At 69.7% G+C, this 18,340-nt stretch carries 15 protein-coding genes and 1 pseudogene; 14 read left to right on the forward strand and 2 right to left on the reverse strand.

Annotation, left to right across the window (positions count from 1 at the left end; genetic code table 11):
* Nucleotides 1-63: 63 nt before the first annotated feature.
* From IAE24_RS24040 to IAE24_RS24100, 13 genes and pseudogenes are all read left to right on the forward strand, one after another.
* Nucleotides 64-888 carry an ABC transporter ATP-binding protein gene (locus IAE24_RS24040; RefSeq protein WP_199961894.1) on the forward strand — a complete coding sequence of 275 codons (825 nt, stop codon included), beginning with the start codon at nucleotides 64-66 and terminating at the stop codon, nucleotides 886-888.
* Entirely contained in the window at nucleotides 872-1,597 is a 726-nt protein-coding gene (locus tag IAE24_RS24045; protein ID WP_034395959.1) for an ABC transporter ATP-binding protein, read from the forward strand. The genes IAE24_RS24040 and IAE24_RS24045 overlap by 17 nt, the downstream gene beginning before the upstream one ends.
* 5 nt (nucleotides 1,598-1,602) lie before the next feature.
* Nucleotides 1,603-2,475: a branched-chain amino acid ABC transporter permease gene (locus IAE24_RS24050; RefSeq protein ID WP_012206619.1), complete on the forward strand. Its 873-nt coding sequence runs from the start codon at nucleotides 1,603-1,605 to the stop codon at nucleotides 2,473-2,475.
* 177 nt (nucleotides 2,476-2,652) lie between these two features.
* Nucleotides 2,653-3,681, forward strand: coding sequence for a branched-chain amino acid ABC transporter permease (locus IAE24_RS24055; RefSeq protein WP_199961895.1), 1,029 nt, complete (start codon nucleotides 2,653-2,655; stop codon nucleotides 3,679-3,681).
* A 30-nt stretch (nucleotides 3,682-3,711) separates the two neighbouring features.
* Nucleotides 3,712-4,572 (forward strand): enoyl-CoA hydratase-related protein, encoded by an 861-nt coding sequence (locus tag IAE24_RS24060; protein ID WP_199961896.1) that lies wholly within the window; start codon nucleotides 3,712-3,714, stop codon nucleotides 4,570-4,572.
* A gap of 156 nt (nucleotides 4,573-4,728) precedes the next feature.
* Nucleotides 4,729-5,937, forward strand: a complete 1,209-nt coding sequence (locus IAE24_RS24065) for an ABC transporter substrate-binding protein (protein WP_199961897.1) — start codon at nucleotides 4,729-4,731, stop codon at nucleotides 5,935-5,937.
* 35 nt (nucleotides 5,938-5,972) lie between these two features.
* Nucleotides 5,973-7,628: a long-chain-fatty-acid--CoA ligase gene (locus tag IAE24_RS24070; RefSeq protein ID WP_199961898.1), complete on the forward strand. Its 1,656-nt coding sequence runs from the start codon at nucleotides 5,973-5,975 to the stop codon at nucleotides 7,626-7,628.
* Between the two features lie 12 nt (nucleotides 7,629-7,640).
* Nucleotides 7,641-8,723 (forward strand): CaiB/BaiF CoA transferase family protein, encoded by a 1,083-nt coding sequence (locus IAE24_RS24075; RefSeq protein ID WP_199961899.1) that lies wholly within the window; start codon nucleotides 7,641-7,643, stop codon nucleotides 8,721-8,723.
* Nucleotides 8,724-8,732: 9 nt separating this feature from the next.
* Nucleotides 8,733-10,292 (forward strand): annotated as a pseudogene (locus IAE24_RS24080) (long-chain-fatty-acid--CoA ligase); the annotation flags it as partial.
* A 28-nt stretch (nucleotides 10,293-10,320) separates the two neighbouring features.
* Nucleotides 10,321-11,469, forward strand: a complete 1,149-nt coding sequence (locus IAE24_RS24085; RefSeq protein WP_017406341.1) for an acyl-CoA dehydrogenase family protein — start codon at nucleotides 10,321-10,323, stop codon at nucleotides 11,467-11,469.
* A gap of 77 nt (nucleotides 11,470-11,546) precedes the next feature.
* Nucleotides 11,547-12,437, forward strand: a complete 891-nt coding sequence (locus IAE24_RS24090; RefSeq protein ID WP_063325883.1) for an SDR family oxidoreductase — start codon at nucleotides 11,547-11,549, stop codon at nucleotides 12,435-12,437.
* Nucleotides 12,438-12,454: 17 nt separating this feature from the next.
* Nucleotides 12,455-13,267, forward strand: a complete 813-nt coding sequence (locus IAE24_RS24095) for a crotonase/enoyl-CoA hydratase family protein (RefSeq protein WP_013801537.1) — start codon at nucleotides 12,455-12,457, stop codon at nucleotides 13,265-13,267.
* A gap of 260 nt (nucleotides 13,268-13,527) precedes the next feature.
* Complete coding sequence (locus IAE24_RS24100) at nucleotides 13,528-14,430, forward strand: 3'-5' exonuclease (protein WP_199961900.1); 903 nt, start codon at nucleotides 13,528-13,530, stop codon at nucleotides 14,428-14,430.
* On the opposite strand, the gene IAE24_RS24105 is transcribed toward IAE24_RS24100, so the two are convergent.
* On the reverse strand, nucleotides 14,427-15,605 hold the full coding sequence (locus IAE24_RS24105; RefSeq protein WP_013801535.1) for a GGDEF domain-containing protein: 1,179 nt from the start codon (nucleotides 15,603-15,605) through the stop codon (nucleotides 14,427-14,429). The two genes, IAE24_RS24100 and IAE24_RS24105, sit on opposite strands and share 4 nt — an antisense overlap.
* A gap of 315 nt (nucleotides 15,606-15,920) precedes the next feature.
* Here IAE24_RS24105 and IAE24_RS24110 point away from each other — a divergent pair, with 315 nt between their 5' ends.
* Nucleotides 15,921-17,210: an O-acetylhomoserine aminocarboxypropyltransferase/cysteine synthase family protein gene (locus IAE24_RS24110; RefSeq protein WP_071956456.1), complete on the forward strand. Its 1,290-nt coding sequence runs from the start codon at nucleotides 15,921-15,923 to the stop codon at nucleotides 17,208-17,210.
* Between the two features lie 63 nt (nucleotides 17,211-17,273).
* Here the strand turns inward: IAE24_RS24110 and IAE24_RS24115 are convergent, their stop codons facing one another.
* Nucleotides 17,274-18,326 (reverse strand): hypothetical protein, encoded by a 1,053-nt coding sequence (locus IAE24_RS24115; RefSeq protein ID WP_199961901.1) that lies wholly within the window; start codon nucleotides 18,324-18,326, stop codon nucleotides 17,274-17,276.
* Nucleotides 18,327-18,340: the final 14 nt, after the last annotated feature.

The following is an 18,340-nucleotide window of genomic DNA, read 5'->3' on the forward strand; positions in this document are numbered from 1 at the left end:
CCCCCCCCCCCCCCCCCCGCCCCCCCCCCCCCCCCCCCCCCACCATCGGGGGGAGGGAAAGCCATGAGCCAGGACTCGCAGCCCCTGCTGCGCATCGAAGGCGTTTCGCTGCGCTTCGGCGGCATCGTCGCGCTGGACGGCGTGAGTTTCGATGTTGCGGCAGGCCAGATCTGCGGCCTCATCGGCCCCAACGGCGCAGGCAAGAGCAGCCTGTTCAACTGCCTGTCGCGGCTGTATGCCTGGCAGGCCGGCCACATCCGCTTTCGCGGCCAGCCGCTGGCCACGCTGGCGCGCCACCGCATGGCCGCGCTGGGCATGGGCCGCACCTTCCAGAACCTGGCCCTGTTTTCCAGCATGACGGTGGCAGACAACGTGCGCCTGGGCACGCACAGCCACCAGCACGCCGGCTTTGTGCGCGACGCCCTGCGCCTGGCCGGCGTGCGCCGGCGCGAGGAAGAAGCCCGCGCCCAGGCGCAGTCGCTGATGGCCCTGCTGGAGCTGACGGGCGTGGCAGAGCGCCGTGTGGCCGACTTGCCCTTCGGCACGCAAAAGCGCGTGGAGCTGGCGCGCGCCCTGGCCTGCCGCCCGCAGTTGCTGCTGCTGGACGAGCCGGCCTGCGGCCTCAACCATGAGGAGCTGGCCGGCCTGGGCGACCTGATCCTGTCGCTGCGCGACCGGCTGGGGCTGACCGTGCTGCTGGTGGAGCACCACATGGGCCTGGTCATGCGCGTGAGCGACAAGGTCGTGGCGCTGAACTTCGGCCGCAAGATCGCCGAAGGCACGCCGGGCGAGGTTCGCGCCCATGCCGAAGTCATCCGCGCCTACCTGGGTTCGGACATGCAGCCGCAGGATCAGGACAGGGAGGTGGCGCATGCCGGCACTGCTTGAAATCCGCGGACTGCATGCGGCCTACGGGTCGGTGCGCGTGCTGGACGGCATCGACATGGACCTGGCCGAAGGCCGCGTCACGGCCCTGCTGGGCGCCAATGGCGCGGGCAAGACCACCACGCTGCGCGCCATCTGCCGCCACCTGGTGGACACACGCGGCGAGGTGCGCCTGGCCGGCGAACGCATAGACCGGCACAGCACCGAGCGCATCGCGCGCCAGGGCGTGGGCCATGTGCCCGACGGGCGCGGCACCTTCGCCCAGCTCAGCGCCGAGGACAACCTGCGCCTGGGGGCGCAGGCCCGGCCCACGCGTGCGGCCCGTGCCGACGTGGGCAGCGATATGGAGCGCATGTTCGGCTACTTCCCCCGCCTGCGCGAGCGCCGCACCCAGCAGGCCGGCACGCTGTCGGGCGGCGAGCAGCAGATGCTGGCCATTGCCCGTGCCCTCATGGGCCGCCCGCGCCTGCTGCTGCTTGACGAGCCCTCCTTCGGGCTGGCGCCGCTGGTGGTGCGCGACATCTTCGGCATCCTGCGGCGCATCAACGCCGAGCAGGGCACGACCATCCTGCTGGTGGAGCAGAACGCGCGCCTGGCGCTGGAGCTGGCGCACAGCGCCTACCTGCTGGAGACCGGCCGCATCGTGCTGCACGGCCCCAGCGAAGCCATGCGCCGCAACGACGCGGTGCGCCAGGCCTATCTCGGGGAGTAGCGGCCATGGACGCCTTCATCCACCAATTGCTGGCCGGCCTGGCCACGGGCGGCATCTACGCCACCGTGGCGCTGGCCCTGGTCATGATCTACCAGGCCACGCACCACATCAATTTCGCGCAGGGCGAGATGGCCATGTTCTCCACCTTCATCGCCTGGGCGCTGCTGCAGGCGGGGCTGCCGTACTGGTGGGCCTTCCTGGCCACGGTGGCGCTGTCCTTCGTGCTGGGCGCGGCGGTGGAGTTCGCCATCATCCGCCCCATGCACAAGGCGGCGGACCTGGCCCAGGTGGTGGTCTTCATCGGCCTGCTGATCGTCTTCCACAGCCTGGCCGGCTGGATCTTCGGCTACACCATCAAGGAGTTTCCCAGCCCGTTCCCGGCCGACGCCTGGTACGGCAGCGCCCTGATGTCGGCCCACGAGGTGGGCACCATCTTCGTGGCGCTGGCCATCGTGGCCCTGCTGTTTGCCTTCTTCCGGCTCACGCCGCTGGGGCTGGCCATGCGCGCGGCCGCGCAGAACCCGGCCTCCTCGCGCCTGGTGGGCATCTCCGTGGGGCGCATGCTGATGCTGGGCTGGGGCCTGGCCGGCGCCATCGGCGCGGTGGCCGGGATGATGGTGGCGCCCGTGGTCTTCCTCGATCCGCACATGATGAGCGGCGTGCTGCTGTATGCCTTTGCGGGCGCGCTGCTGGGCGGCATCGATAGCCCCGCGGGCGCCGTGCTGGGCGGCTTCATCGTGGGCGTGCTTGAAAACCTGGTGGGCAGCTACGTGGTCGGCACCGAACTCAAGCTTTCTGTGGCCCTGGTGCTGATCGTGGGCGTGCTCATCGTGCGGCCCGCCGGGCTGATGGGCCGCAAAGTCGTCAGGAGGGTTTGAACAATGCCCCCCCCTGAGCGGCTACGCCGCTTCCCGTTGCACGGCGCCCCCTCTCTCGCTACGCGGGAGGGGGACGACACCCTCGCGGCGGGGCGGCGCGGCCGGCGTAGGCCCTTGCTCGGTGTCCCTCGCTTTTGGGCCACGCCAGTTTTGTGCCAAACGCCCTGGAGAACAATGATGTCCACACGATCCGCCTCCTCGTCTGACGCACTGGCCGCCGCCACCAGCGCGCGCCGCCCCCTGCCCCTGGGCGCGGTACTGATCGCGGCGCTGGCGCTGGCGGCCTGCTCGCTGGTCTTCGTGGCCAAGGGCTACCAGCTGTTCCAGGCCACCATGGTGCTGGCCTATGCCGTGGCCCTGGTGGGGCTGAACATCCTCACGGGCTACAGCGGCCAGATCTCGCTGGGCCATGGCGCCTTCTTCGCCATAGGCGCCTATGCGGCCGGCATCCTGATGGACCGCGCGGGCCTGGCCTACTGGCTGGCCGTGCCTGCAGCGGGCCTGGTGAGCCTGGCGGCGGGCTACCTGTTCGGGCGGCCCGCGCTCAGGCTGGAAGGGCTGTACCTGGCGCTGGCCACCTTTGCGCTGGGCGTGGCCATGCCCCAGCTGCTCAAGTACCGCCACCTGGAGGCCTGGACCGGCGGCGTGGGCGGCATCGTGCTGACCAAGCCCGAGGCGCCCTGGGGCCTGCCGCTGGATGCCGACCAGTGGTTCTACCTCTATGCATTGGCCGTGGCGGCGCTGCTGTTCTGGATGGCGCGCAACCTCATAGACAGCGGCAGCGGCCTGGCGCTGCGCGCCATCCGCGACCACGCCATGGCGGCCGAGGCCATGGGCGTGGACAACGCGCACTGCAAGTCCATGGCCTTTGCGATTTCGGCCGGCTACACGGGCGTAGGCGGCGCGCTGTCGGCCATTGCCGTGCAGTTCGTGGCGCCCGACTCCTTCACCATGTTCCTGTCCATTTCGCTGCTGGTGGGCGTGGTGGTGGGTGGCGTGGGAACGCTGTGGGGCGCGCTGTTCGGCGCCCTGTTCATCATGTTCATCCCGGGGCTGGCCGAGCAGGTGTCCAAGGCCGCGCCCTGGGCCGTCTACGGCACCGTGCTCATCGTCTTCATGTTCGCCATGCCCGGCGGCGTGATGGGCCTGCTGCACCGGCTGGGCCGGCCGGGCCTGCACCTGCCCCGGCAGCGGCCGCGTGCCTGACTTTCCATCCCCACCCACAGGAGTCCCCCCATGAATTCCAGTCCGGCCGTCCGCATGGAACGCCACGGCAACAACGGCGAGATCGCCCTCATCGTCCTCCAGGACAGCGCCCGCATGAATCCGCTGGGCAGGCCCTTGCAGCTGCGTCTGCGCGAACTGCTGGCCGAGGTGCGCGAGGACACCTCCCTACGCGCCCTGGTGCTCATCGCCGAGGGCCGGGGCTTTTGCGTGGGCGCGGACCTGTCGTCCATGGGCGGCGCGCAAGGCGGGGCGCAAGGCGGGGCACAAGGCGGGGCCCAGGCCGATGGCCGCACGCTGGGCGCGCAGACGGCCGACAACATGCAGCAGTTGTCCAACCGCATCATCCTGGACCTGCAGCAGCTGCCCGTGCCCGTGGTCTGCGCCATCAACGGCGCGGCAGCCGGGGCCGGCGTGGGCCTGGCCCTGGCCGGCGACGTGGCGCTGGCGGCGCGCTCGGCCTACTTCTACCTGCCTTTCCTGCCGCGCCTGGGCATCGTGCCGGACCTGGGCACCACCTGGTTCATCGAGCGCCGGCTGGGCCGTGCGCGCGCCCTGGGCCTGTCCCTGCTGGGCGACAGGCTGGGCGCGCAGCAGGCCGCCGACTGGGGCCTGGTCTGGGCCTGCGTGGACGACGAGGCCCTGCGCGAGCAGGCCCTGGCCACGGCCGCACGCCTGGCGCGGCTGCCGGCCGGCGCCGTGCTGGAAGCCCGCCGCGCGCTGGACCACGCAGCCGCTTCCACGCTGGAGCAGCAGCTTCACTACGAGGCCGAACGCCAGCGCGAGCTGGTGGGCGCGCCGGCCTTCATGGAAGGCGTGCAGGCCTTCATGCAAAAGCGCGAGCCCGTGTTCGCGCCCCGCCAGCCGGGCTGACCGCCGCGCCGTCCTTCCACGCCGTCCCGAAGCACCTTGCTGCGCCCGCACATGCATTCGTCGGAATCGACGATGGGCGCGCGCCGGGCCGGTTCCTACCATGGACCGGCCACCACAAGAAAAGCGGGCACGGCGCCCGCAAGCCAGGAGACAACCATGCGCAACACCATCGCCCGGGGCCCCTGGGCCCTGATCGCCTGCCTGGCGCTGGCCCTGCCGGCCATCACCCAGGTGCCAGCCCAGGCCCAGAAGAAGTACGACACCGGCGCCAGCGACACCGAGATCCGCATCGGCAACTTCGTGCCCTACTCGGGCCCGGTGTCGGCCTACGGCACCATCGGCAAGGCCCATGCGGCCTACTTCGCCAAGATCAATGCCGAGGGCGGCATCAACGGCCGCAAGATCACCTACCTCTCGGCCGACGACGCCTACAACCCCGCCCAGAGCGTGGAGCAGACGCGCAAGCTGGTCGAGCGCGACGGCGTGCTGCTGATGTTCGGCGCGCTGGGCACCTCGCACAACCAGGCCGTGCATCGCTACATGAACCAGCGCAAGGTGCCCCAGCTGTTCGTCTCCACGGGCGCCACACGCTGGGGCGATCCGAAGAACTTCCCCTGGACCATGGGCTGGCAGCCCACCTACCAGCTCGAAGGCCGCACCTTCGCCCAGCACATCCTGGCCACGCGGCCCCAGGCCAAGGTGGCCGTCCTGATGCAGAACGACGACTTCGGCAAGGACTACCTCAAGGGCGTGCTCGACGGCTTTGGCGAGCAGGCCAAGCAGCGCATCGTCGTGCAGCAGACCTACGAGGTCGGCGACCCCACGGTGGACAGCCAGATGGTGGCGCTCAAGGGATCGGGGGCGGACACCTTCATCAACATCAGCACGCCCAAGTTCGCGGCCCAGTCCATACGCAAGGCCGCCGACATCGGCTGGAAGCCTGCGCACTACCTGGTCAGCGTCTCGCTGTCCATCAGCTCGGTGCTCAAGCCTGCGGGCCTGGACAACGCGCGCGGCGTGATGACGGCCAGCTACCTGCGCGAGCCCTCGGACCCCACCAACCAGGGCACGCCCGAGCTGGCCGGCTACCTGGCCTTCATGAAGCAGTTCTACCCGGCGGGCGACCCCAACGATTCGCTTAACGTCATCGGCTACTCCCAGGCCCAGACCCTGGTGCAGGTGCTCAGGCAGGCCGGCGACGAGCTCACGCGCGCCAACATCATGAAGCAGGCCGCCAGCCTGAAGATGGACCTGCCCATGCTCTACCCGGGCATCAGCCTGCAGACCGGTGGGGACGATTTCTTCCCCATCAAGAAGATGCAGCTCGTGCGCTTCGACGGCAGCCGCTACGCGCCCGTGCAATGACCCCGGCCTTCAGGACAACGACAGGAGACACCCCCATGCCCGCCTTGCAAGGACTGATGCAGGACCGCCCGCTCATGATCTCGTCGCTGATCGAGCATGCGGCGCGATTTCACCCGCACACCGAGATCGTCTCGCGTCTGCCGGAATCCCGGGACGGTGGCCTGCACCGCACCGACTGGGCCGGCATGCGCCGCGCCTCCTGCCAGGTGGCCAACGCCCTGCAGTCGCTGGGCGTGCAGCCTGGCGAACGCGTGGGCACGCTGGCCTGGAACAGCTGGCGCCACCTGGCGCTGTACTTCGGCGTCTCGGGCAGCGGCGCGGTGCTGCACACCATCAACCCGCGCCTGTTTCCCGAGCAGATCGAATACATCGCCAACCATGCCGAGGACCGGGTGCTGTTCTTCGACGTGACCTTCGCGCCGCTGGTGGAAAAGCTCGCACCGCATCTGAAGACCGTGACCACCTATGTCTGCATGAGTTCGCGCGTGCACATGCCCGCGCTGGACCTGCCCGACCTGCACTGCTGGGACGAACTGGTGGGCAACCAGAGCGAGGACTTCGACTGGCCCGAGTTCGACGAGCGCACGGCCTCGTCGCTGTGCTACACCTCGGGCACCACGGGCCACCCCAAGGGCGTGCTGTACTCGCACCGCTCCACCGTGCTGCACACGCTGATGGAGCTGGCGCCCGACACCTTCGGCCTGAACGCGAGCGAGACCGTGATGCTCATCGTGCCCATGTTCCATGCCAACGCCTGGGGCACGCCCTATGCGGCGGCCATGGCCGGCGCACGGCTGGTGCTGCCCGGCCCCCACCTGGACGGCCAGAGCGTCTACGAGCTCATGCGCGACGAGAAGGTCACCTTCTCGCAGGGCGTGCCCACCGTGTGGCTGATGCTGTTCCAGTACCTGGATGCGCATCCCGACATCGACCCGCGCGCACTGGGCGTCAAGAGCATAGGCATCGGCGGCGCGGCCGTGCCGCGCGCCATGCTGGAGCGCTTCGAGAACCAGTTCGGCGCCCAGGTCGTGCAGGGCTGGGGCATGACCGAGACCAGCCCCATCGGCGTGGTCAGCAAGCTGCTGCCCCGGCACGACGCGCTGTCGGGCGAGGAACTGGTCAAGGTCAAGCTCAAGCAGGGGCGCGGCGTCTGGGGCGTGGACCTCAAGATCGTGGACGACGACGGCCGGCCCCAGCCCTGGGACGGCCAGGCCCGGGGACACCTGCGCGTGCGCGGCCCCTGGATCGCCAGCGGCTACTTCAAGGGCGAAGGCGGCTCGCCCGTCGATGAGGAAGGCTTCTTCACCACGGGCGACGTGGCCACCATCGATGCCGACGGCTTCCTGCAGCTGGTGGACCGCGCCAAGGACGTGATCAAGTCGGGCGGCGAGTGGATCTCCTCCATCGACGTGGAGAACGCCGCCATGGGCCATCCCGGCGTGGCCGAGGCCGCCATCATCGGCGTGGCCCATCCCAAGTGGCAGGAGCGGCCGCTGCTGCTGGTGGTGCCGCGCGCAGGCCACAGCGTCAGCCGCGAGTCCATGCTCGACTTCCTGTCCACGCGCATCGCCAAATGGTGGCTGCCCGACGACGTGCTGCAGGTGGCCGAGCTGCCGCACACGGCCACGGGAAAACTGCTGAAGACCAAGCTGCGCGAGCAGTACAAGAACCATCCACTGCCCACGGCCTGAAAGGAGACCTCCATGCCAGGACCGCTTGAAGGCGTGCGCGTTGTCGAGTTCGCGGGCCTGGGCCCGGGGCCGTTCTGCGCCATGCTGCTGGCCGACATGGGTGCCGAGGTGCTGCGCATCGCGCGGCCCGGCACGCCGGTCGATGCACAGGACATCACCACGCGCAGCCGCAGCCAGGTCGAGATCGACCTGCGCGGCGAGGAAGGCCAGGCCTCGGCCCTGGCGCTGATCGCACGTGCCGATCTGCTCATCGAGGGCTTTCGGCCCGGCGTGATGGAGCGCCTGGGCCTGGGCCCCGAGCCCTGCCTGGCGCACAACCCGCGCCTGGTCTACGGCCGCATGACGGGCTGGGGCCAGCACGGGCCGCTGGCGAATGCGGCGGGGCATGACATCAACTACATCGCCATCTCCGGCGCGTTGCACGCCATCGGCCGCGCGGGGGAGGCGCCCGTGCCGCCGCTCAACTACGTGGGCGACTTCGGCGGCGGCGGCATGCTGCTGGCCGTGGGCCTGCTGGCCGCCCTGCACGAGGCCGGGCGCAGCGGCCGGGGCCAGGTCATCGACGCGGCCATGACCGATGGCACGGCCCTGCTGTCGGCCTTCATGTACGGCTTCAAGGCCAAGGGCCAGTGGAGCAACCAGCGCGGAGAGAACCTGCTGGACGGCGGCGCGCACTTCTATGACACCTATGCCTGCGCCGACGGCAAATACATCGCCATAGGCGCGATAGAGCCGCAGTTCTACGCCGAGCTGCGCCAGCGCTGCGGCATACAGGACCCGCTGTTCGACGCGCAGCTGGACGCCGCGCGCTGGCCCCTGCTCAAGCTGCGCCTGGCCGACGTGTTCCGCACGCGCACGCGCCAGCAATGGTGCGAGCTGCTGGAAGGCAGCGATGCCTGCTTCGCCCCCGTGCTCGACTGGGACGAGGCGCCCCAGCATGCCCACAACCGCGCGCGCGCCACGTTCACCGAGGCCGGCGGCGTACTCCAGCCCGCGCCGGCGCCGCGCTTTTCGCGCAGCGTGCCCGAGCAGCCCCGCCCCCCGCGCGCCGCCAGCCTGCAAGACACGCTGGCCGCCTGGAACGCCCGCTCCTGAGGAAACCCCATGCCCATGTATCTCACCCAGGCCATCCACAAGGGCCGCCGCGAAAAGGCCGGCGCCACGGCGGCCATCTGCGGCGCAGAGCAGGCCAACTGGTCGCAGCTGGCGCAGCGCATCGAACGCTGTGCCGGCCTGCTGCGGGCGCTGGACGTGGCGCCCGGCGACCGCGTCGGCATGATGGGCCTGAACTCCATCCGCTACCTTGAATACTTCTATGGCTGCTGGTGGGCAGGCGCCGCGGTCAACCCCGTCAACATCCGCTGGAGCGCGCACGAGGTGGCCTACTCGCTGGACGACTGCGACACGCGCGTGCTCTTCGTGGACGATGCCTTCGCGCCCCTGGTGCCCCGGCTGCGCGAGCTGTCCTCCAGCCTGCGCACCGTGGTGTTCTGCGGCACGGGCGCCGCGCCCGAAGGCGCTCTGCACTACGAGCAATTGCTGGCCGCTGCCACGCCCTGCGCCGACGCGCTGCGCAGCGGCAACGACCTGGCCGCCGTGATGTATACGGGCGGCACCACGGGCCGGCCCAAGGGGGTGATGCTCAGCCACGACAACCTGTTCATCAACGCCCTGTCCAATGCCAGCAACGTGCCGCGCCAGCATGTGAAGGTGGGCATGGTGGTCACTCCCATGTTCCATGTGGCCGGCTGCGGCCTGGCCCTGCTCATGGCCCAGCGCCTGGTGCCCCAGGTCATCGTGCCGGCCTTCGACGAGCTGGCCATCCTCGCCGGCATCCAGCAGCACGGCGTGAACGAGCTGTTCCTGGTGCCCACCATGATCCGCCGGCTGATCGAGCATCCGCGCCTGGCCGAATTCGACCTGTCCAGCCTGCGCCTCATGCTCTATGGCGCGGCGCCCATAGACGCCAGCCTGCTGGAGCGCGCCATGCAGGCGCTGCCCGGCGCCGACTTCGCCCAGGCCTACGGCATGACCGAGCTGTCGCCCACCCTCGTGTCCATGGGCCCGGCCGAGCACCGCCCCGGCCCGCAGCGCGAGCGCCTGCTGCGCGCGGCCGGCCGGCCCGTGACCATTGCCGAGGTGCGCATCGTCGATGGCGAGGGCCGCGAACTGCCGCCTGGCGAGGTGGGCGAGATCACGGCGCGCGGCCCCATGGTCATGCAGGGCTACTGGAACAGGCCCGCCGAGACGGCCGCCGCGCTCAAGGACGGCTGGATGCACACGGGCGACATGGGCCGGCTGGATGCCGACGGCTACCTCTTCGTCGTGGACCGGCTCAAGGACATGATCGTCAGCGGCGGCGAGAACGTGTACTCGGCCGAGGTCGAGAACGCCATCGCCCAGCTGCCCCAGGTCGCCATGTGCGCCGTCATCGGCGTGCCTGACGAACGCTGGGGCGAGCGCGTGCACGCCGTGATCGTCGCGCGCGAGGGCCAGCCGCTGACCGAGGCCGAGGTCATCGCCCACTGCCGCGAACGCATCGCGGGCTACAAGTGCCCACGCTCGGTGGAGTTCCGCGCCGAGCTGCCACTGTCGGCCGCCGGCAAGCTGCAGAAATTCCAGCTGCGCGAACCCTACTGGCAGGGCCGCGAACGCCGCATCAACTGGACCCCTCAATCCACCGGTCCAAGCCATGCCACTGCAACTGACACGCTCCTGGAGCACCCCCGAGCTGGAAAGCCTGCGCGCCACCGCCGTGCGCTTTCTGGAAACCGAAATGCAGCCCCAGGACGAGGCCGCGCGCCAGCGCGGCAACGTGGGCCATGCCATCTGGCGCCGCGCCGGCGAGCTGGGCCTGCTGTGCACCGACATCCCCGAGGACTACGGCGGCGGCGGCGGCGACTTCCGCCACGAGGCCGTGATCCACGAGGAGATGGCGCGCCGCGCCCTCTCGGGCATGAGCAACTCCGTGCACTCCATCGTGGCCCACTACCTGCTCAACCATGGCACCGAGGCGCAAAAGCGCAAGTACCTGCCCGCCATGGCGCGCGGCGAGCTGGTGGGCGCCATCGCCATGACCGAGCCCGGCGCGGGCTCGGACCTGCAGGGCGTGCGCACGCGCGCAGAACTCAGGGACGGCCGCTACCGCATCAACGGCAGCAAGACCTTCATCACCAACGGCCTGCTGGCCGGCCTGATCCTCGTGGTCTGCAAGACCGACCCGGCCCAGGGAGCGCGCGGCACCTCCATCCTCATCGTGGAGACCCGGGACTGCGCGGGCTTTCGCGTGGGCCGCGTGCTCGACAAGATGGGCATGAAGGCCCAGGACACCTCGGAGCTTTTCTTCGACGACGTGGCCGTGCCGCAGGACGCGCTGCTGGGCGGGCGCGAAGGCCAGGGCTTCTACCAGCTCATGGGCGACCTGCCCTACGAGCGCCTGATCATCGGCCTGGCTGCCCTGGCCTGCATGGAAGGCGCCTACGAGGCCACGCTGGCCTACGTGCGCGAGCGCCGCGCCTTCGGCCAGGCCATTGCCGACATGCAGAACACCCGGTTCAAGCTCGCCGAGGTGGCCACCACGCTGACCGTGGGCCGCGCCTTCATCGACCGCTGCGTGGAGCAGCTGGTGGCCGGCACGCTGGACACGGCCACGGCCTCCATGGCCAAGCTCTGGGGCTCGGAAGCGCAGGGCCGCGTGCTTGACGAACTCGTGCAACTGCATGGCGGCTACGGCTACATGAACGAATACATGGTCACCCGCATGTACGCCGATGCGCGCGTGCAGCGCATCTACGGCGGCACCAGCGAAATCATGAAGGAAGTGATATCGCGCGCGCTCTGACGCTCTGATCCCCTGGCGGCACCTAGCGCTGCCGCAGTCCCCCTATCCCTTCCCCGGCAGCACAGGAGACAGCAGCCATGACCCTCGACGACCTCATCTACAAGCCCGGCCTGCTCAAGGGCGAACGCATCCTCGTCACTGGCGGTGGCACCGGCCTGGGCCGCGTCATGGCCGAGGCCTTTCTCATGATGGGCGCCGACATCTACCTGTGCGGCCGGCGCGGCGCCGTGGTCGAGCAGACAGCGCAGGAGCTGATGCAGCAGCACGGCGGCCGGGCCGTGGGCCATGCCTGCGACGTGCGCCAGCCCGAGGCCGTAGAGCAGATGATCGAGGCCATCTGGGCCGACGGCGGCGCGCTCACGGGCCTGGTCAACAACGCGGCCGGCAACTTCGTCAGCCGCACCGAGGACCTGTCCATGCGCGCCTTCGACGCCGTGGCCAACATCGTCATGCGCGGCAGCTTCAACCTCACGCTGGAGTGCGGCCGCCGCTGGCTGGCCGAGGGCCGCAAGGCCAGCGTGCTGTCCATCCTCACCACCTGGGTCTGGAACGGCTCGGCCTTCACCGTGCCCTCGGCCATGGCCAAGTCGGGCGTGCATGCCATGACGCAGTCGCTGGCCGTGGAATGGGGCAACCGGGGCATACGCTTCAACGCCATCGCGCCGGGCCTGTTCCCCACCGAAGGCATGAGCGCGCGGCTGAATCCGCAGGGCGGCGAGCATGTACGCGCCGACAACCCCATGGGCCGCAACGGCCGCATGCCCGAGCTGGCCAACCTGGCCGTCTTCCTCATGAGCCGCCAGGCCGAGTACCTGACGGGACAGACCATCGCCATAGACGGCGGACAATACCAGGCGACGGGCGGCAACTTCGCCGGGCTGGCCAGTTGGAGCGACCAGGACTGGGCGAATGCGCGCAGCGCCATCGAATCGCGCAACGCGGCCGACCGCCAGCAAAGAACCGCATAGACACAAGGAGACAAGCCATGAGCCAAGAACGCGTGCGCATATCGGTGGACCACGGCGTGGCCGAGGTGACCCTGGCCCGGCCCGACAAGATGAATGCGCTGGACCCCGCCATGTTCGACGCCCTGATCGACGCATTGGCGCGGCTGCGGGACACGCCCGGGTTGCGCGCCGTGGTGCTGCATGGCGAAGGACGCGCCTTCTGCGCGGGCCTGGACATGGGCAGCATGGCCGGCATTGCCGACGGCCAGCAGACGGCGGACATGACGGACCTGGCCGCGCGCACGCACGGCATGGCCAACCGCTTCCAGCAGATCTGCTGGGGCTGGCGCGAACTGCCCGTGCCCGTGATCGCCGCCGTGCACGGCGTGGCCTACGGCGGCGGCCTGCAGTTGGCGCTGGGTGCGGACATCCGCCTGGTGGCCGATGATGCGCGGCTGTCCATCATGGAAATCAAATGGGGACTGGTGCCCGACATGGCCGGCTGCGCGCTGGCCGCGCCGCTGGTGCGCGGCGATGTGCTGCGCGAACTGGTCTACACCGGCCGCATCGTGCCCGGCCCCGAGGCCGTGGCCCTGGGCCTGGCCACGCGCGTGAGCGCTGCGCCGCTGGAGGAAGCGCGCCACCTGGCCCGCCAGATCGCGGCCAGCAGCCCGCACGCCATACGCGCGTCCAAGCGGCTGATGCAGCTCAGCGAAACCGCTTCTCCCGCAGACATCCTGCTGGCCGAGGCGCAGGAGCAGCAGGCCCTGCTGGGCAGCTCCAACCAGGCCGAGGCCGTGCGCGCCGGCCTGGAAAAGCGGGTGCCGGTCTTCAACGATCAAGGCCTTTAGACACCTTTTGAAACAGCCGCCGGACCCTGCATCGGGGTCCGGCGCAGCCATCCGCAAATACCCTTATTCGACGCCCTTTCGCCACTGCGCTGATTTTTTAGGCATTCCGTGGAAAGCCTTGCAGGGCGCGGATTCGGCAAGTTACACCCGGAGTTTTCCACAACTCCGTCCACACGCACCGGGGATAAAAACCCGGTGCCTGAGGGGCATGCAAGTGCAGGCATACTTGACGGCTTGCCTCGGCTTCCCCCTCTTTTCCCATGCCCCGCCTGCACGCTCCCAGCAAGGATGACAGCCGCCTGCTGCCGCCTTTTGCCGCCCTGCCTGAGCGCTGCATCCTCGTGCCCGCCACCGACGCCGAATTCGCGGCCGCACGCGCCGCGCTGATGGCGGCTCCCGTGCTCGGTTTCGACACCGAGAGCAAGCCGCTGTTCCACGCCCACCAGACCGACACCGGCCCCCATGTGGTGCAGTTGGCCACCTGCGACCAGGCCTGGCTGCTGCAGCTGCACCATGCGCAGGCACGCGCGCTTGCGGCCGACGTGCTGGCCAGCGAGTCCATCTGCAAGGCCGGTTTCGGCCTGGACCATGACCGCAGCGCGCTGCCCGCGCGCCTGGGCGTTGCGCTGCACAACGTGATCGACCTGGACCGCGTGTTCAAGCGTCACGGCTATGCCAGCTCGGTAGGCGTGCGCGCGGCCGTGGCCCTGGTGCTGGGGCAGAACTTCCACAAGTCCAAGAAGATCTCCACCTCCAACTGGGCTGCACCGCAGCTGAGCCTGGCCCAGCGCCACTACGCGGCCAACGACGCCCACGGCGCCGCCATGGTGCATGCCGCCCTGCCCGCCTGGGAACAGCGCCAGCCGGCCGTGGCCGAACGCCCGGCCAGGCCCGCCAGGCCTGCGCCTGAACCCCGCGGCCCCGGCAGCTCCAGCGGCCCGCGGGGACCACGCAGGCCCCACGCGCCACGCGAGCAGGATGCACCGCGCGAGCCGCATGTGTCGCACGAGCAGCATGTGTCGCACGAGCAGCACAAGCCGCATGAGCCACATGAGCCACATGTACCGCGCGAGTCCAGCGCCCCGCGCTCATCGCCACGCCCGTCCCGCACCCCACGCCTGCTGCAGGCGCCGGTCACGCCGGGCAAGCCAAGCCCCGGCTAGGCCTCTTCCTCTTGCGGCACCAGCCGCACCCGGTCGCGGCCTGCGCGCTTGGCCTCGTAGAGCATGGCGTCGGCACGCGCCAGCGCCTGCTCCAGCGTCTGGCCCTGGGCCATCCAGGCCACGCCAAAGCTGGCCGTGATGCGTATGTCGTCGGGCAGCGCGCTGAAGCCCATCAGGCGCAGCTGGGTCTGGATGCGCCGGGTGATCCATTGCGCGGCCAGCGGGTCGGCGTGCGGCAGCAGGGCCACGAACTCCTCCCCGCCAAAGCGTGCAACCAGGTCCTGCTGGCGCGTACTGCGCAGCAGCAGGCGCGCAAAGCGCTGCAGCACCTCGTCGCCCGCCGCATGGCCCCAGCCGTCGTTGACCCGCTTGAAATGGTCCAGGTCGCACACCAGCACGGCGGCCGACAGCTGCGGCTGCTCGGCCAGCCGGCGCTGCACGGCCTCCTTGAAGGCGCGCCGGTTCAGCAGCCCGGTCAGCGGATCGCGGTCGCGCTCCTCGTGCAGCTCCTGCACGGTGTCGCGCACCGCTGCGGCCAGGAAGAGCATGGCAAACAGCAGGCCGAACACCAGCAGGCTCAGCTGCAGCGCCATCCACGAGGAAGAAATGCCCAGCCATTCCCCGGCTGCGCTGGCCGATACCGAAGCAGCACGCGGCGTCACCCACAGCGTGCGGACGAAAAAGCTCAGCGCAAAGACCACGAACACCCACAGCAGCAGCCGGTCCCAGCCTGTGCAGGGATGCCTGCGTGGCAGCCGCCACAGCGGCAGGGCCAGTTGCAGGCCCAGGCCGAAATTGAGCACATGCTGGCGCGCCTGGGCATCGGGCACGGCCCAGGCGTAGTAGCCCAGCACCACCAGCACCGCGCCGCCAAAGCCGGCCGCCAGCGGTGCATCCGGGCGCACGCCCTGGCGTATGGCCATGGCCTCGGTGATGAACCAGGCCGCGCACAGTTGCAGCGCGGCCGTCGTCAACGCATTGACGGGAACGGCCGCAGGCCGCTCCAGGATCTGCAGCAGCAGCGCCAGGCTGAAGCCGGTGAAGGCGAAGGACATGCTGCGCAACTCGCGCCGGGCACGCAGATGCCGCCAGCAGACATAGAAACAGCCGGCCAGCAGCAAGGTGCACAGGGGCACCGCCAGCGCCAGAAGATGTCTTGCTGTCAACGTCACCATCAACTCCCTGATGGAGTCTAGCGATCAGGTCACGTTACAACACGTCGTTAACAAAAATACACATTCACTCACGGTTCTGGCGATGGCAGGCCAGGCATATCTGCGCGTGGCAGAGGAGCAACCGGGCTGCGGCGTATATGTTCGTAACCAACGCATCGTTGGGCACCGGAGGCCGGCACGCCACAATGCCAACCGTCCTCCGCTAGTAAAACCTCAGGACTTACGCAAACAGGATGCGGGAACGCGCCGCTCCCCATGGCAAATGGCCCGCCCGTGCCCCTCTTGCGTAAGCCGTCACCAGAAAGGCAATCTTCCATGCGCATCGAAACCCTGGCCGTCCACGCCGGCTACTCGCCCGACCCCACCACCAAGTCGGCCGCCGTGCCCATCTACCAGACCGTGGCCTACGCCTTCGACAGTGCCCAGCATGGCGCCGACCTGTTCGACCTCAAGGTGGCCGGCAACATCTACACGCGCATCATGAACCCCACCACCGACGTGCTGGAAAAGCGCGTCGCGGCGCTGGAAGGCGGCATTGCCGCCGTGGCCGTGGCCTCGGGCATGGCCGCCATCACCTATGCCATCCAGGCGATTGCCGAGGCCGGCGACAACATCGTCTCGGCCAGCACGCTCTACGGCGGCACCTACAACCTGTTCGCCCACACCTTCCCGCAGCAGGGCATCACCGTGCGCTTTGCCGATCCGCGCGACCCGGCCAGCTTCGCCCAGTACATCGACGAGAAGACCAAGGCCATCTTCATCGAGTCCATCGGCAACCCGCTGGGCAATGTCACCGACATCCGCGCGCTGGCCGACGTGGCTCATGCCCATGGCGTGCCGCTGATCGTGGACAACACGGTGCCCAGCCCCTATCTGCTGCGCCCCATCGAGCACGGCGCCGACATCGTCGTGCACTCGCTGACCAAGTACCTCGGCGGCCACGGCAACAGCGTGGGCGGTGCCGTCGTGGACAGCGGCAAGTTCCCCTGGGCCGAGCACAAGACACGCTTCAAGCGCCTGAACGAGCCCGATGTCAGCTACCACGGCGTGGTCTACACCGAGGCCCTGGGCGAGGCCGCCTACATCGGCCGCGTGCGCGTGGTGCCGCTGCGCAATACCGGCGCCGCCCTGTCGCCGCACAACGCCTTCCTCATCCTGCAGGGCATCGAGACGCTGGCCCTGCGCATGGACCGCATCTGCGAGAACACCCAGAAGATCGCCGAGACGCTGCAAAAGCATCCCAAGATCGAATGGGTGCGCTACGCCGGCCTGCAGGACCACCCCGACCACGCCCTGGTGAAGAAGCAGCTGGGCGGCCGCGCCTCGGGCATCCTCTCCTTCAGCCTCAAGAACGGCAGCGGCGACAGCGACACGCGCGCCGCCGGTGCGCGCTTCCTGGATGCGCTGCAGCTGTTTACGCGCCTGGTCAACATCGGCGACGCCAAGTCCCTGGCCACGCACCCGGCATCGACCACGCACCGCCAGCTCGACGCCGAGGAGCTTGCCAAGGCCGGCGTGACCGAAGGCATGGTGCGCCTGTCCGTGGGCATCGAGCACATCAGCGACCTGCTGGCCGACCTGGAGCAGGCGCTGGCCAAGGTCTGATTCCCGCGCAAGGGCTGGCCGGACTGCGCGGCGGCCCGGCCCTTGCAGGCAGGCACTGGCCTGTCAGCGCCGCTTGGCGCGCTCCCGCACTTGCTGCGAGGAGTAGAAGATCAGTGGATCGGGCGTGCGTTGCGGGTTGGCGCAGGGCTCGATGGCATGGCCCTTGGGCGGGGCGCAGCGGGCCAGGTCGCGCAGCTGGGCCTGGGTGCGTTCGGCGTGGCGCGCGGCGGTCTCGCCTTCGGACGGGCGGCTGCCGGGCACGATGAGGCGCAGCTCCATCTTGCGGATGGCAGGCTCCACGGCATAGGTGCCCTGGTACTGCATCACCACGCGGCGCTCGGCCAGGTCCACCGTGGCCAGCACGGCGCGCATGGGCACGGGAATCATGGCGCCCGACTGGTAGCGCACCAGCACGAAGGGCGCAAAGGGCTTGGGAATCTTCAGCTCCAGTGTCTGGCCCTTGCCGCCGCGCGCATCGGCGCGCACGCGCAGCTGCCCGCCGTCGGGCAGGTAGCGGTCCAGCCGCCAGCCCGTGGATACACGCTGCGCACCCACGCAGGGCGCGTAGTAGTACTCGGTGGCATCAGCATCCTTGCCCGTGTAGAGCATCTGGGCACCTTCATGCTCGGTGAGCGCCTTGGCGGCCACGTCCGCACCGTCGGCCCTGGCGCCAACCAGCGTGCCGCCGCGCACGAACACGCCCGTGTACGGGAACCAGGTGGTGCGCTGGTTGGCCACGGCGCCATAGGGCTTGCATTCGGTGGACATGCTCTGGTCCTGCATGTCGGCCTGGGGCGCCATAGGCTCGCCGCCGTGGCCGCCGCCCTGGTCGGCCAGGCTCAGGTGGCCATCGGCCTCGATGGTGAACGTGGCCTTGGCCACCATGGAGTAGTAGCGGCCGGCAGCGTCTTCGCCGATCAGCAGCAGGCTGGGCAGGGGCGTGAGGTTGGCGACCTCGGGTTCGGCGTGCGGCGCATCGGCCGGGGTCTTGGCGGGCACCTCGGGCCGGGGCTGATCCTGTGGCTGGCTGGGCGCCGGTGCCTGGGGCGGCGCAGTGGCACAGCCGGCAAGGACCAGGGACAGCGGCATGGCAAGAACAAGCGAACGCAACAACATGGAACTCCCTCGGA

The organism is Delftia sp. S65, from assembly GCF_016516495.1.
GTDB classification, from domain to species: domain Bacteria; phylum Pseudomonadota; class Gammaproteobacteria; order Burkholderiales; family Burkholderiaceae_C; genus Comamonas; species Comamonas acidovorans.

Excerpts from the sequence above, each read along its gene's own strand:
- IAE24_RS24040 (WP_199961894.1), top strand. The coding sequence starts at position 64 with ATGAGCCAGGACTCGCAGCCCCTGCTGCGCATCGAAGGCGTTTCGCTG.
- IAE24_RS24045 (WP_034395959.1), top strand. The coding sequence starts at position 872 with ATGCCGGCACTGCTTGAAATCCGCGGACTGCATGCGGCCTACGGGTCG.
- IAE24_RS24050 (WP_012206619.1), top strand. The coding sequence starts at position 1,603 with ATGGACGCCTTCATCCACCAATTGCTGGCCGGCCTGGCCACGGGCGGC.
- IAE24_RS24055 (WP_199961895.1), top strand. The coding sequence starts at position 2,653 with ATGTCCACACGATCCGCCTCCTCGTCTGACGCACTGGCCGCCGCCACC.
- IAE24_RS24060 (WP_199961896.1), top strand. The coding sequence starts at position 3,712 with ATGAATTCCAGTCCGGCCGTCCGCATGGAACGCCACGGCAACAACGGC.
- IAE24_RS24065 (WP_199961897.1), top strand. The coding sequence starts at position 4,729 with ATGCGCAACACCATCGCCCGGGGCCCCTGGGCCCTGATCGCCTGCCTG.
- IAE24_RS24070 (WP_199961898.1), top strand. The coding sequence starts at position 5,973 with ATGCCCGCCTTGCAAGGACTGATGCAGGACCGCCCGCTCATGATCTCG.
- IAE24_RS24075 (WP_199961899.1), top strand. The coding sequence starts at position 7,641 with ATGCCAGGACCGCTTGAAGGCGTGCGCGTTGTCGAGTTCGCGGGCCTG.
- IAE24_RS24085 (WP_017406341.1), top strand. The coding sequence starts at position 10,321 with ATGCCACTGCAACTGACACGCTCCTGGAGCACCCCCGAGCTGGAAAGC.
- IAE24_RS24090 (WP_063325883.1), top strand. The coding sequence starts at position 11,547 with ATGACCCTCGACGACCTCATCTACAAGCCCGGCCTGCTCAAGGGCGAA.
- IAE24_RS24095 (WP_013801537.1), top strand. The coding sequence starts at position 12,455 with ATGAGCCAAGAACGCGTGCGCATATCGGTGGACCACGGCGTGGCCGAG.
- IAE24_RS24100 (WP_199961900.1), top strand. The coding sequence starts at position 13,528 with ATGCCCCGCCTGCACGCTCCCAGCAAGGATGACAGCCGCCTGCTGCCG.
- IAE24_RS24105 (WP_013801535.1), bottom strand. The coding sequence starts at position 15,605 with ATGGTGACGTTGACAGCAAGACATCTTCTGGCGCTGGCGGTGCCCCTG.
- IAE24_RS24110 (WP_071956456.1), top strand. The coding sequence starts at position 15,921 with ATGCGCATCGAAACCCTGGCCGTCCACGCCGGCTACTCGCCCGACCCC.
- IAE24_RS24115 (WP_199961901.1), bottom strand. The coding sequence starts at position 18,326 with ATGTTGTTGCGTTCGCTTGTTCTTGCCATGCCGCTGTCCCTGGTCCTT.